Origin of the sequence: Comamonas brasiliensis (assembly GCF_018292285.1) — a bacterium.
GTDB classification, from domain to species: domain Bacteria; phylum Pseudomonadota; class Gammaproteobacteria; order Burkholderiales; family Burkholderiaceae_C; genus Comamonas; species Comamonas brasiliensis.
This window is the reverse complement of sequence record NZ_JAANES010000001.1, coordinates 233,832-246,926: the sequence shown is the minus strand read 5'-3', so window position 1 is coordinate 246,926 and position 13,095 is coordinate 233,832. Positions and strand designations below refer to the sequence as shown.

8 protein-coding genes and 11 tRNA genes are annotated in these 13,095 nt (G+C 60.0%); all 19 read right to left on the bottom strand.

The window, feature by feature from the left end; all coding sequences use genetic code 11:
• Window positions 1–22 precede the first annotated feature (22 nt).
• Window positions 23–99: transfer RNA gene (locus tag DJFAAGMI_RS01170), tRNA-Asp, on the bottom strand.
• Window positions 100–147: 48 nt separating this feature from the next.
• A tRNA-Glu gene (locus tag DJFAAGMI_RS01165) sits at window positions 148–223 on the bottom strand.
• 46 nt (window positions 224–269) lie between these two features.
• Window positions 270–345 (bottom strand) — tRNA-Ala (locus tag DJFAAGMI_RS01160).
• A 147-nt stretch (window positions 346–492) separates the two neighbouring features.
• A complete protein-coding gene (locus DJFAAGMI_RS01155; protein WP_003057166.1) occupies window positions 493–828 on the bottom strand; it encodes a P-II family nitrogen regulator in 336 nt (111 codons plus the stop codon).
• Window positions 829–848: 20 nt separating this feature from the next.
• Window positions 849–3,938 (bottom strand): efflux RND transporter permease subunit, encoded by a 3,090-nt coding sequence (locus DJFAAGMI_RS01150; protein ID WP_211455631.1) that lies wholly within the window; start codon window positions 3,936–3,938, stop codon window positions 849–851.
• 4 nt (window positions 3,939–3,942) lie between these two features.
• The gene (locus DJFAAGMI_RS01145; protein ID WP_211455630.1) at window positions 3,943–5,151 is read right to left on the bottom strand and encodes an efflux RND transporter periplasmic adaptor subunit; all 1,209 of its coding nucleotides are present in this window, start codon (window positions 5,149–5,151) and stop codon (window positions 3,943–3,945) included.
• Between the two features lie 46 nt (window positions 5,152–5,197).
• Window positions 5,198–6,451: a TolC family protein gene (locus tag DJFAAGMI_RS01140; RefSeq protein WP_043007405.1), complete on the bottom strand. Its 1,254-nt coding sequence runs from the start codon at window positions 6,449–6,451 to the stop codon at window positions 5,198–5,200.
• Window positions 6,452–6,814: 363 nt separating this feature from the next.
• Window positions 6,815–7,213, bottom strand: a complete 399-nt coding sequence (locus DJFAAGMI_RS01135; protein ID WP_211455629.1) for a hypothetical protein — start codon at window positions 7,211–7,213, stop codon at window positions 6,815–6,817.
• 277 nt (window positions 7,214–7,490) lie between these two features.
• A tRNA-Asp gene (locus DJFAAGMI_RS01130) sits at window positions 7,491–7,567 on the bottom strand.
• 48 nt (window positions 7,568–7,615) lie between these two features.
• Window positions 7,616–7,691, bottom strand: a tRNA-Glu gene (locus DJFAAGMI_RS01125).
• Between the two features lie 46 nt (window positions 7,692–7,737).
• Window positions 7,738–7,813, bottom strand: a tRNA-Ala gene (locus DJFAAGMI_RS01120).
• Between the two features lie 10 nt (window positions 7,814–7,823).
• Window positions 7,824–7,900 (bottom strand) — tRNA-Asp (locus DJFAAGMI_RS01115).
• A 48-nt stretch (window positions 7,901–7,948) separates the two neighbouring features.
• A tRNA-Glu gene (locus DJFAAGMI_RS01110) sits at window positions 7,949–8,024 on the bottom strand.
• Window positions 8,025–8,110: 86 nt separating this feature from the next.
• Window positions 8,111–8,187, bottom strand: a tRNA-Asp gene (locus DJFAAGMI_RS01105).
• Window positions 8,188–8,235: 48 nt separating this feature from the next.
• Window positions 8,236–8,311 (bottom strand) — tRNA-Glu (locus DJFAAGMI_RS01100).
• A 46-nt stretch (window positions 8,312–8,357) separates the two neighbouring features.
• Window positions 8,358–8,433 (bottom strand) — tRNA-Ala (locus DJFAAGMI_RS01095).
• Between the two features lie 68 nt (window positions 8,434–8,501).
• Window positions 8,502–9,908 (bottom strand): glutamate--tRNA ligase, encoded by a 1,407-nt coding sequence (gltX, locus tag DJFAAGMI_RS01090; RefSeq protein WP_211455628.1) that lies wholly within the window; start codon window positions 9,906–9,908, stop codon window positions 8,502–8,504.
• A gap of 150 nt (window positions 9,909–10,058) precedes the next feature.
• Window positions 10,059–11,270 carry an O-succinylhomoserine sulfhydrylase gene (locus DJFAAGMI_RS01085; RefSeq protein ID WP_211456680.1) on the bottom strand — a complete coding sequence of 404 codons (1,212 nt, stop codon included), beginning with the start codon at window positions 11,268–11,270 and terminating at the stop codon, window positions 10,059–10,061.
• A 298-nt stretch (window positions 11,271–11,568) separates the two neighbouring features.
• A complete protein-coding gene (gene purF, locus DJFAAGMI_RS01080) occupies window positions 11,569–13,077 on the bottom strand; it encodes an amidophosphoribosyltransferase (protein ID WP_003061095.1) in 1,509 nt (502 codons plus the stop codon).
• Window positions 13,078–13,095 lie beyond the last annotated feature (18 nt).

Sequence of the window (13,095 nt, the reverse complement as noted above, 5' to 3'; positions counted from 1 at the left end):
CTTGATTGCGGCTTTTTGAATCTGGCGGAGTGGACGGGACTCGAACCCGCGACCCCCGGCGTGACAGGCCGGTATTCTAACCAACTGAACTACCACTCCTTGCAGGAAGCTTTGCTACATATTATGTAGCTGCAAGCGCTTCAAACTTGGCGACCCTACGGGGATTCGAACCCCGGTACTCACCGTGAAAGGGTGATGTCCTAGGCCTCTAGACGATAGGGTCAATTCCTAGAACGATTCGAGTCTTGCGACTCGCCGTCATTAAATTTTGGTGGAGGTAAACGGGATCGAACCGATGACCTCTTGCATGCCATGCAAGCGCTCTCCCAGCTGAGCTATACCCCCTTGAAGCAATGAAACAGTGTTTCTCTGCTGCAATGCAAAAATTGTAGCACAGGGTTTTCGCTGCTTTTTCCAAACCGCCAACAATTTGTCGAAAGCATGAAAAAAGGGATGCAGAGCGCATCCCTTTCTGTCAGCCGACAGGCACTATCAGCTCACTGCACCGCCATCGCGGATGCGATGCATTTCGCCGATATCCACAGTCCAGACCAGACCATCGCCAATCTGACCGGTGCGGCAGGCAGCGACGATGGCTTCGCGAATCACCGCCACCATGGACTCCTCCACGATCACGCAAACCATGAGCTTGTCCGAAAAATCGGTCAACTCATCCTTGACCGTGCGCTTGTCCACGGCAGCGGGGGCCGTAAAACCTTCGGCCTTGAAGATTGTCACGCCAGGAAAGTTCGGAATCGCACGCAACTCGGTACGCAGGCGCTCCAACCGGCTGGGACGCACGATGGCGCGGATTTCTTTCATCGTCATCGAATCACTCCTTTCTCAAATCAAGCCTCGGTCGGCTTCTCGTCAAACCAGCGGTACAGCGTGGGCAGCACCACCAGGGTCAGCAGGGTCGACGTGATCAGACCACCGATCACCACAATGGCCAGCGGACGCTGAACTTCGGAGCCCGGACCTGTCGCGAACAGGAACGGCACCAGACCCAGCAAGGCCACTGTGGCAGTCATCATCACCGGACGGAAACGCTGGGTACAGCCTTCACGCACGGCCTCGGCCACCGCCATTCCCTCCTGTCGCAGATGGCGGATGCTGGAGACCAGCACCACACCATTGAGCACGGCGATACCCCACAAGGCAATAAAGCCCACGGAAGCCGGCACGCTGACATATTCGCCCGTGACAAACAGTCCGATCAGGCCGCCAATCGAAGCGAAGGGCAGAACCAGAATGATCAGACTTGCCAGCTTGATCGAATTGAACAGCAGGAACAACAGGAAGAAGATGGCGACGATAGTCAGCGGAACGATCACCTGCAGCGTGCCCATGGCGCGCTCCATGTTCTCGAACTGACCGCCGAACTTGAAGTAATAGCCGTCAGGCAGCTTGACTTCCTTGTCCAGGCGCTGCTCGACCTCGGCCACAAAGCCCGCCAGGTCACGCCCTTCCACATTGGCCCCCACCACCACACGACGCTTGCCACCTTCGCGGCTGATCTGCGCCGGCCCGTCCACCAGTTCGATCCTGGCCAAGCTGCTCAGCGGCACTTGCGCGCCAGTGGCCGTGGTCAGCAACGCGGCACCGATGGCTTCGGGAGAGCCGCGATAGGACTCGGGGAAACGGACCACCACGGAGTAGCGACGCTCGCCCTCATACAAGGTCGTGACATCCTTGCCGCCAATAGCGGACTCCAGCAGGCTTTGCACATCGGCCACGTTCAGACCGTGGCGGGCGATCGCCTTGCGATCAATGTCCACCGTCAGCGCCTGCTGGCCCGAGAGTCGCTCGACACGGATGTCGGTGCTGCCGGAGACGCTCTTCAGAATACGTGCCACCTGTTCGGAGACGTCCTTGAGATCATCCAGTTCGTCACCAAACACCTTGACGGCCAGCTGCGAGCGCACGCCCGTCACCATTTCGTCCACACGCTCGGAAATGGGCTGTGACAGCACAATCTGCACCCCGGGAATCTTGGACAGACGCTGACGGATGTCCTCGTCGATCTCGTCCTGGCTGCGCTCGGACTCGGGGTCCAGCAGCACGATGGGGTCGGACTCGTTGGGACCTGCCGGGTCGGCCGGCGATTCGCCACGGCCTAGCTTGGACACCACGGACTTCACGCCAGGCACCTGCGCCACTTCCTTCATGGCAGCCATTTCCATGCGGATGGATTCATCCAGGGAAATGCTGGGCACGCGGTTGATCTGCGGCGTCAGTGCGCCTTCCTTCATGGTCGGCATAAAGGACTTGCCTAGCAGCGGGAACAATCCCAGCGAGCCGATCAGCAGCGCCACGGCCACGGCCAGAGTCAGGCGGTTGCGCACCGTAGCAACATCGAGCAGACGCAGATAGTGGCGCTTGAGGAAGGCGATCAGCTTGGTATCGTGGTCTGCGCCGCCCTTGAGGAAGTAGGAGCACAGCACAGGCGACAGGAACAGCGAAACCGCCAGCGAGATAGCCAGAGCCATCGCGATGGTCAGCGCCAGCGGGCCGAACATCTTGCCTTCAATGCCTTGCAGCGTCATCAGCGGCAGGAACACCAGAATGATGATGGCAATACCAAAGATGGTGGGCGTGGCCACTTCCACGGTGGCAGACAGCACGGTGCGAATGCGTTCGCCACGCGAATCACCAGCCTGCCCCAGTTTGTGAAACACGTTTTCCACCACCACCACGGTGGCATCCACCATCAGGCCGATGGCAATGGCCAGCCCTCCCAAAGACATCAGGTTGGCAGAAATGCCGTATCTGTTCATCAGTATGAAGGTCGTCAGCGGCGTGATGATCAGCGTCGCGACCACGATCAGGCTGGAGCGCACATCGCCAAGGAAGATGAACAGCACCACCACCACCAGGAAGATGCCTTCAATCAGCACCTTGCCCACGGTCCAGAGGGCGGAATCGACCAGATCGGTACGGTCGTAGTAGGGAACGATCTGCAGACCGCCAGGCAGCATGCCCTTGGCGTTGATCTCTTCCACGCGCTCCTTCACGCGGGTCACTACCTCCTTGGCATTGCCTCCGCGCATCATCAGCACGATGCCGGAGACGCTTTCGGTATAGCCGCCCTTGATGATGGCGCCCTGGCGGACCTCGGCATCGATCTGCACCTTGGCCACATCGCGCACATAGACCGGCACGCCGCCCTGCTCCTTGAGCACGATGTTGCCGATATCGTCCAGGGAGCGGATCATGCCCACGCCCCGGATCAGATACTGCTCGGTCACCTGAGGCAGGATGCCGCCGCTGGCATTGGCATTGTTGTCCGCCACGGCCTGCACCACCTGGCGCACGCTCAGGTTGTAGTGACGCAGACGGGCAGGGTCGACCAGCACCTGGTACTGCTTGACATAGCCGCCCTGGGAGTTGATTTCAGCCACTCCGGGAATGGAGCGCAGCAAGGGCCGCGCCACCCAGTCCTGGATGGTGCGACGCTCGGTCAGCTCCGCCTGGGTCAGCTCGCGCTCGCCATCATCGGGATGATCCAGCGTGTACTGATAGACCTCGCCCAGGCCCGTGGATACCGGCCCCAGCACCGGCACAATGCCTTCGGGCATGCGCGGCGTGACTTCGATCAGGCGCTCCGTCACCAGCTGGCGGGCAAAGTACACATCGGTCGCATCGGTGAACACCAGCGTGATGATGGACAGACCGCTCTTGTTGAGCGAGCGCATCTCGGCCAGGCCGGGCAGGCCCGTCATGGCAATTTCCAGAGGCACGGTGACAAAACGCTCGATTTCTTCGGGCGAGCGGCCGGGAGCTTCGGTGGCCACCTGAACCTGCACATTGGTCACATCGGGGAAGGCATCCACCGACAGATTCATGGCAGCACGCAGGCCGAATCCACACATCACCAGCGCCAGCACGACCACCACCAGCCGCTGCGATAGCGCGGCACGAATCATGGAGGCAATCATGGGCTTACTCCAGTTCTGCGCGCTTGCGCTCGTTGTTCAGGTGGAATGCACCGTCGACCACGATCTGCGTGCCTTCGCTCAGCCCCTTGATTACAGGTCGCAGACCGCCGCTGGCCGCGCCCAGCTCCACCGGAGTCAGGCGGTAGTGGTTTTCGGCCTTCTTGACGTAGACATGGTCCCTGTCGTTCTCGCGGACTACTGCCAGTGCAGGGATCGCCAGAGTCTTCTCCATCGCTCCCTGAATCTTCATGGTGGCCAGCATCTGGGGCTTGAGCGCCAGATCCTTGTTGTCCACCTGAGTACGGATGGTCACGGTACGGGTTTCGGGCGACACGGTGTCACCCACGTAGATGATCTTGCCGGAGATGGGAGTCTCCTCGACGGTCAGCCCCAGCGCCGGCACATCGACCTGTACGTTCTGGCCAGTCTGAACGCTGCGTGCAATCTGCTCGGGCAAGGCGCCTACCACCCAGACGTTGGAGAGATCCGCCACGGTGAACAGAGGATCTCCAGGCTGTGCCACCTGACCCTGGCTGACCTGGCGCTCGATCACGATACCGGCGGCAGAAGCCGTGATGGCAGCATTCGGTGCCACATTGCCCTTGGCGCGCAAACTGCTCAGCGCATCGGCGGACAAGCCCATCAGCTTGAGCTGATCGCCTGCCGCCCGCAGCTCTGCGCGGGCAATCTGCACTTCGGATTCGCGGCGCAGCAGTTCTGCAGAGCCAATCACGTCGGCAGCAATCAGCTGACGCGCACGCTCTACGGAGCGTTCGGCCAGAGTCGCTGTGGCGCTGGCACGCATATAGGCCAGTTGAGCCGTGGTCAGCTCGGGGCTGGCGACACGCGCCAGGGTCTGGCCTGTTTTGACGCGATCGCCGGTTTCGGCCAGCACCTCGGTCACACGGCCTGTCACGGCCGCACCAATGCGGGTGACCCTGCGCTCGTTGGCTTCGATGCGACCGGCAATTTCCTGCACCGATGCAACCTCGGCCTGCGCTACCGCTGCGGTCTTGAAGTTGGTCGCCATTTCGGCCGAGACAACCACCTCCATGGGGTCCAGCTCAGCCTTGGTATCTGCAGCAGCAACCGCAGCAGTCGCCTGCTCGTCCTTGCCACAGCCAGTCAGGGTCAATGTTGTCAGCCCGGCCAGCGCCAGTGCCAGAACCAGAGAGGCAGGACGCGCAGTCCTGGAATGATGATGAGAAGACATAAAGCGAATTCAAAAAATGCGAAAACGTGGTCTTGACTTTGAAAGCTCAAAGCGAGGAAGGCTCGGCATAGCGACCGGCCAGGAAGTCCAGCTCGATCCGGGCCGATTGCAGCTGATAGCGGGCTTCCAGCAGGTCGGCACGCACCGTGCGCAGCACGCGCTGGGCATCGAGCACATCGAGAATGCCTCGCTCGCCATAGCGGTAAGCGGCTTCGGCCACGCGCAGGGCCGATTCCGCCTCGCGCACCGACCCTTCGCTCAGGGCCTTGATGCGCACCTGCGCCATCTCCATGACCTTCCAGGCCTGCAGCATCTGCTGCTCCAGCTCGGCCCTGCGGCCTTCCATGCGCAGCCGCGCGCGTTCGGCTTCCGAAGCGGCTTCGTCAATCGGGCCGCGACGCTGGTCGAACAGCGGAATCTGCATGCTCACGCCGACGGTGTTGTTGCGAATATCGGGCTCGCGAGTCTGTGCGTAACGCAGCTCAAGACCCGGCCAGCGGCTGGCCTTGGCACCGCTCTTCTGCGCTTCGGCCTTGTCCACCTCGGACTGCAGTTGCAGCAGTTCCGGATGGGACTGCCAGTTGATATTCTTCAACTGAGCCTGGGCCACCGGGTCCTGCAAAGACAGGGCCAGGTCAAAGCGGCTGGGCAACTGGCCTGCGGCCAGGCGATTGAGCGTGAGCTGGGATTGCTCGGCCAGCAAGCGGGCAGATTGCTCCTGCTGGCGCGCATTGATCAGTTCGGCATCGGCCTTGATGATTTCGTAGCGCGCTGCCTCGCCACTGGACACACGCACGCGTACCCGTTCATGGGCCTGCTCCAGCAGCTTGACGGCGTCATAGGCGGCCTGTGCCTGCGCCTGCCGCAGCACCACCTCATAGGCCTTGAGCTTGACCTGGGCAATGAGGGCATTGCGCGATGCGGCAATCTGGTGCACCGATGCCCGCTGCCCTGCTTCAGCGGCTTCAATGCGCGCAGCGCGCACCGAAGGCATTTCGATGGGAACCGAAATCGCCATGGTCTGCACATTGCCAGGCGTGGCCGATGCCAGGCGCGCCTTGTTGTCGCCGCGGCTCCACTCCAGCTTGGGATTGGGCAGAGCACCGGCGCTGACCACAGCCGCCTGAGCGGTGACGCTCGACTGCTGAACGGAGCGCAGTTCAGGGTTGTTGTCCAGCACAGTCTGCACCAGTTGCGTCAGGGTCAGCTTGGGCTGCACCTGATCGGAAATCGTGCTGCTGGTTTGTGGTGCACCACTGGCATTCTGAGCATGCGCAGCCAGAGCTGCAGCGAGACACATGCCGAAAATGGCCGAGCGCTTGAGGCTGCGCAATGGTGCAGGGCCAGAAGAATTCTTGCTGGCCTTGGCCGGGAAAGAAGCCGGCACTCTCGATCTATTGAACATAGAACACAGCTGCCTTCTTGAGGGCAGATAAAGTGAGGAAAGGGTCGAAACCCCGTCATGCACATGCGGCAGCCGCCGCATGCAATGCAGGATCAGTTACACCTGAGCAGGTGAAGCCGCCCCAGACCTGTCTCAGAGCCATGTTCTGCAGACAAGCACATTCCAGGCCAGCAGGCTCTGAAACAAGGGACAGCAGGTATCGGGGGAGTCAAGCCCGGTGCAAGCAAAGCGACGTGGATGTCGTCAGGTGCGCTGGAGCTAGCCTGCCAGAGGCAGGCTCATATTGGGCGGACGCAGCATGCTTTCCGGCCAGGGATAGGTAGGGTGCACCACATGCTCCTGAGGAGGCACCCGGATATCAGCCACACCCACAGCTACCGCTTCGGGAGGGCCAAACAGTTCATTGCGATCGTCCTGCGCAGGATTGAGCTCGGCAGTGCGATGTGGACGATGAATGGAGAACTCCACCGTATCGTCTTCTACATCGTCCTCGAACTCCTGCAGCACATCGACACCGTACTCATGCGGCTCTGCGTCGAGCACATAAGCCATGGCCACCACATCTTGCGAACCCGCGTGCCACACGGCGATGAGTTGCACTCCGATGATGGAGGCAAACATCAGCAGCGACAGCAGAAAGGAAGACGCCGGGCGCATGGATAGAAAAAGCGGTGGTTAAACGAACAACGATGATGGGAAGGGACAGTCACCGGGAAACAGGCCCGATGGTGACAAGATGGTGTATTGATCGGCAACAAAAGTTCCCACATGAAAAACTTTTGTCAACATCTGTAAGGGTGAACGATAGCGTATCGCCATAGCACTTGCATGGCAAGGGTATCTTGCTAGAAAGTCAGGAGCAAATCAGGTTTGCCAGAGCATGACCGGCAAGAAAAAAGCCGCAATCAATTGCTTGATTGCGGCTTTTTGAATCTGGCGGAGTGGACGGGACTCGAACCCGCGACCCCCGGCGTGACAGGCCGGTATTCTAACCAACTGAACTACCACTCCTGGCAGGAAGCTTTGCTACATATTATATAGCTGCAAGCGCTTCAAACTTGGCGACCCTACGGGGATTCGAACCCCGGTACTCACCGTGAAAGGGTGATGTCCTAGGCCTCTAGACGATAGGGTCAATTCCTAGAACGATTCGAGNCTTGCGACTCGCCGTCATTAAATTTTGGTGGAGGTAAACGGGATCGAACCGATGACCTCTTGCATGCCATGCAAGCGCTCTCCCAGCTGAGCTATACCCCCAAAAAAACTGTGGCGGAGTGGACGGGACTCGAACCCGCGACCCCCGGCGTGACAGGCCGGTATTCTAACCAACTGAACTACCACTCCTGGCAGGAAGCTTTGCTACATATTATATAGCTACAAGCGCTTCAAACTTGGCGACCCTACGGGGATTCGAACCCCGGTACTCACCGTGAAAGGGTGATGTCCTAGGCCTCTAGACGATAGGGTCATAACCTAGAATCTTTGCTTTCGCACCGATTAAAAAAGCGCCTTCTGAAAATAAAGGCGCTTTTTTAATCAAGCGACTAGCCAAACTGGCGGAGTGGACGGGACTCGAACCCGCGACCCCCGGCGTGACAGGCCGGTATTCTAACCAACTGAACTACCACTCCTGGCAGGAAGCTTTGCTACATATTATATAGCTACAAGCGCTTCAAACTTGGCGACCCTACGGGGATTCGAACCCCGGTACTCACCGTGAAAGGGTGATGTCCTAGGCCTCTAGACGATAGGGTCAATTCCTAGAACGATTCGAGCCTTGCGACTCGCCGTCATTAAATTTTGGTGGAGGTAAACGGGATCGAACCGATGACCTCTTGCATGCCATGCAAGCGCTCTCCCAGCTGAGCTATACCCCCAAAAACTCTCTGCAAGACAACCTTTTAATCAGTCGCGTTTTGCAGAGACTCGAATTATAGACAGGTTTTTAGCGATTTTTCAAACGCGCGATAACTTTTTCACGTCCAAGCAATTCCAGCACCGCATCGACCGACGGCGTATGGGCTGTGCCCACCGTCAAAACACGCACAGGCATGGCCAACACAGGCATCTTCACGCCCTGCGCCTTGAGCAGCTCCTTGATCGCAGCCGCAATGGCTTCCTTGGTCCATTCCACGTTTTCCACCACGGCAGCAAATGCATCCAGCACGGGGTTGGCCGCCTCGGTCACATGCTTGGCGTAGTCTTCCGCATTGCGCTCCACGCTGTCCACATAGAAGGCCTTGGCCCAGTTGGCCAGATCCACCAAGGTCTCGCAACGATCCTTGAACAAGGCAGCAATGCGCACCAGACGGTCATCGGCATCGATCAGGCTCTCGGCCACGCCCGCCTTGACGACAAAGGGCTTGACCAACCGGGCCAGTTCGGCGTCGTCCATGGCCTTCAGATGCTGGGCATTGACCCAGCGCAGCTTGGCTTCGTCAAACTGACCGGCGCTGCGGCCCAGGTGGTCCAGATTGAACCACTCCAGGAACTGGGCGCGGCTGAAGATTTCGTCGTCGCCGTGACTCCAGCCCAGACGCGCCAGATAGTTCACCATGGCGTCGGGCAGATAGCCCTCATCGCGGTACTGGGTCACGGCCTTGGCGCCGTTGCGCTTGCTCATCTTCTCGCCTTGCTCGTTGAGCACGGTGGGCAGATGGGCAAAGGTCGGCACGGTGGCGCCCAGCGCCTCAAAGATGTGGATCTGGCGCGGCGTGTTGTTCACATGGTCGTCGCCACGGATGACATGGGTGATGTTCATGTCCATGTCGTCCACGCAGACGCAGAAGTTGTACGTGGGCGTGCCGTCGGGGCGGGCAATCACCAGATCGTCGAGCTCGGAGTTCTGGAACTCGATACGGCCCTTGCACTTGTCATCCCAGCCCACCACGCCGGTTTGCGGAGTCTTGAAGCGCAGCACGGGCTTCACGCCTTCGGGAATCGCGGGCAGGACCTTGCCCTCCTCGGGACGCCAGGTACCGTCATAGCGGGGCTTTTCCTTGGCGGCCATCTGCTTTTCACGCAGCGCGTCCAGCTCCTGCATGCTCATATAGCAGGGGTAGACATAGCCCTTTTCCTGCAGCGTGGCCAGCACCTGCTTGTAGCGATCCATGCGCTGCATCTGGTAGAACGGACCTTCGTCGTGGTCCAGTTGCAGCCATTCCATGCCTTCCAGGATCACGTCCACCGAAGCCTGGGTGGAACGTTCCAGATCGGTGTCTTCAATGCGCAGCACGAAGTCGCCGCCATTGGCGCGCGCAAAAGCCCAGGGATAAAGAGCGGAACGAATATTGCCCAGATGGATGAAGCCCGTGGGCGAAGGGGCAAAGCGGGTGCGAATTTTGTTTGTCATATCAGAAATCCTTGTACGGCATTCCCTGCGCCAAGGCTGCGGCGCTTGAGGCGCGCGCGGTCTCGATCAGAGATGCCGAGCAAGAGCCGCCTCGCAGCGCAGGTATCGTTCCCCTGGAGGGGGAAGGCGCGAAGCGACTCAGGGGGTGTTTCACAGCGTATCCAGTCCGCGAGCCAGGTCGACCTTGAGGTCTTCCAGATGCTCAAGGCCCACGGAAATACGAATCAGACCCTGACCCACGCCGGCAGCCTGACGCTGGTCCTCGGTCAGACGACCATGCGAGGTGCTGGCGGGATGGGTGATGGTGGTCTTCACATCACCGAGGTTGGCCGTAATCGAGCACAGACGCGTGCTGTCCACCACATGGAAGGCATTGGCCCGCAGCTGCTCGGCACCCTCGCCCACTACGTCAAACGCCAGCACGGCACCGCCCATGCCGTTTTGCTGTCGCATGGCCAGCTCGTGCTGAGGATGGCTCTTGAGGCCCGGGTAGTACACACGCGCCACCTTGGGATGGGCTTCCAGCCAGCCAGCAAACTCCAGCGCCGCAGCGCTTTGCGCCTTGACGCGCAAAGCCAGGGTTTCCAGGCCCTTCATCACCGTCCAGGCGTTGTAGGGAGCGATGTTCAGACCACCGCTGCGCAAGAAGGTGCCCATGACCTTGTCCACCAGTGCGATGGTGCCGCAAACCGCACCGGCCATGACGCGGCCCTGGCCGTCGAGGAACTTGGTGCCCGAATGCACGACGAGGTCGGCGCCGAACTTCACGGGCTGCTGCAGCACGGGAGTCGCGAAGCTGTTGTCCACGGCCAGCAGCGCGTTGTTGGCGTGTGCCAGCTCGGCCAGTGCAGCGATGTCGCAGAGATCGGTCAACGGGTTGGTGGGCGTCTCGGCAAACAGCATGCGCGTGTTGGGCTTGATGGCCGCCTTCCAGGCTTCGATATCGGTCTGCGAGACAAACGTGGTTTCCACGCCGAAGCGTGCCATCTCGGTTCCCAGCAGCTTGATGGTGGAGCCGAACATTGACTGCGAGCAGATCACGTGATCGCCTGTCTTGAGCGCCGTCAACGCCACCAGCAGGATGGCCGACATGCCGGTGGAAGTCGCGACCGCACATTCCGTGCCCTCCATGGCCGCCAGACGCTTTTCAAAGCTGGTGACCGTGGGGTTGCCGGTGCGGCTATAGGTGAAGCCCGGCTCTTCATTGGCAAAGCGGCGCGCTGCGGTCGCCGCATCGGGCTGCACAAAGCTGCTGGTCATGTACAGGGCTTCGCAATGCTCGCCCCACTGGCTGCGCTCGACCGCTTCGCGCACGGCCAGAGTTTCAGGATGCAAACCTTCGGGTAATGTCTTGTTGGTCACAATCGTCAAATCCAGATGGTTGGTACCGGTCATGAGTCCGCTGCAGGCCGCCAATCAGGCCCGCACGCATGCTGCTCTACCAGCTTGACCGGCGGCACTCGCCGTGCCGGTCTTTGAATATGCCTCGCTCATATTCCAAAGAATCCGAGTCAAATCAGACTCAAACGCTTTATGGACATACGTCATGCGCTCACTATTAAAGAGCACACCGACCGCGCGGCTCTGCCATTGTCCTCCCGAATGAAAAGGGTTGCCTAAGCAACCCTTTCCGACTCGGTCATTCGCTGCGCTTTAACGCTCAGCTTTCCTGAGCATTGGGCAGGGAAAGGCGCGAAGTGTCTTCGCTCTCCTCTTCGCTGCCGCGGTTGCGCCCCTCGTTGAGCGCCGTCACCTCTTCATCGGAAATATCGCCGGTGATGTAGATGCCGTCGAAACACGATGCCTCGAAACCGCTCACCTGGGCATTGATCTTGCCCACGGCCTGCTTCATGGCTTCCACGTCCTGGTAGATCAGTGCGTCGCAGCCGATGACCTGGCGAATTTCCTCGACCGTACGGCCGTGAGCCACCAGCTCGGAGCGAGTGGGCATGTCGATGCCATACACGTTGGGGTGACGCACGGGAGGCGCAGCCGAGGCCAGATACACCTTGTTGGCACCTGCATCGCGCGCCATCTGCACGATTTCCTTGGAGGTGGTGCCGCGCACGATGGAGTCATCGACCAGCAGCACATTGCGGCCCTTGAACTCGCTGCTGATGGCATTGAGTTTCTGGCGCACCGACTTCTTGCGCGCCCCCTGGCCGGGCATGATGAAGGTGCGACCCACGTAGCGGTTTTTCACAAAACCTTCGCGATAGGGCTTGCCCAGCAGCTGGGCCAGTTGCATGGCGCTGGGGCGGCTCGATTCGGGGATGGGAATCACCGCATCGATTTCATTGGGGGGAACCATGGAGATCACGCGCTTGGCCAGTGTCTCACCCATGTTCAGGCGCGCCTGATAGACCGAGATGCCGTCCATGGTGGAGTCGGGACGTGCCAGATACACATACTCGAACACGCAGGGATTGAGCTGGGTCTTTTCAGCGCATTGCTGGCTTTCGACGCGACCGTCGTTGTGCACGAAGATCGCTTCGCCGGGAGCAATGTCGCGCTCGAACTGATGGGTCGTACCCTCCAGCGCCACGGACTCGCTGGCCAGCATGATGGTGCCATCATTGCCGCGACCCATGCACAACGGACGAATGCCGAAGGGATCGCGGAAGGCCAGCAGGCCGTAGCCGGCGATCAGCGCGATCACGGCGTAGGAGCCCTTGATCCGCTTGTGCACCGCACGCACGGCCTTGAAGATTTCCTCGCTCTGCAGCGGAGCGCCGCTGGAGGCACGCCCGATCTCGTGCGCCAGCACGTTGAGCAGGACTTCGGAGTCGCTTTCGGTGTTGGTGTGACGGTGATCGGTATCCGCCAGTTCGCGGCGCAGCTGCTTGGCATTGGTGAGATTGCCGTTGTGCACCATGACGATACCGAAGGGCGCATTCACGTAGAAGGGCTGAGCCTCTTCCTCGCTGGAGGCATTGCCCGCCGTGGGATAACGCACCTGACCCAGACCCACATCACCGGGCAGAGCACGCATATTGCGGGTGCGGAACACATCCTTCACCATGCCCTTGGCCTTGTGCATGAAGAACTTGCGTTCCTGCTGGGTCACGATGCCGGCTGCATCCTGCCCACGGTGCTGCAGCAGCAGCAAAGCGTCATAAATCAGCTGATTCACGGGTGTGGTGCTCACCACACCAACGATTCCACACATAGTTGCGTTCCATCTGTT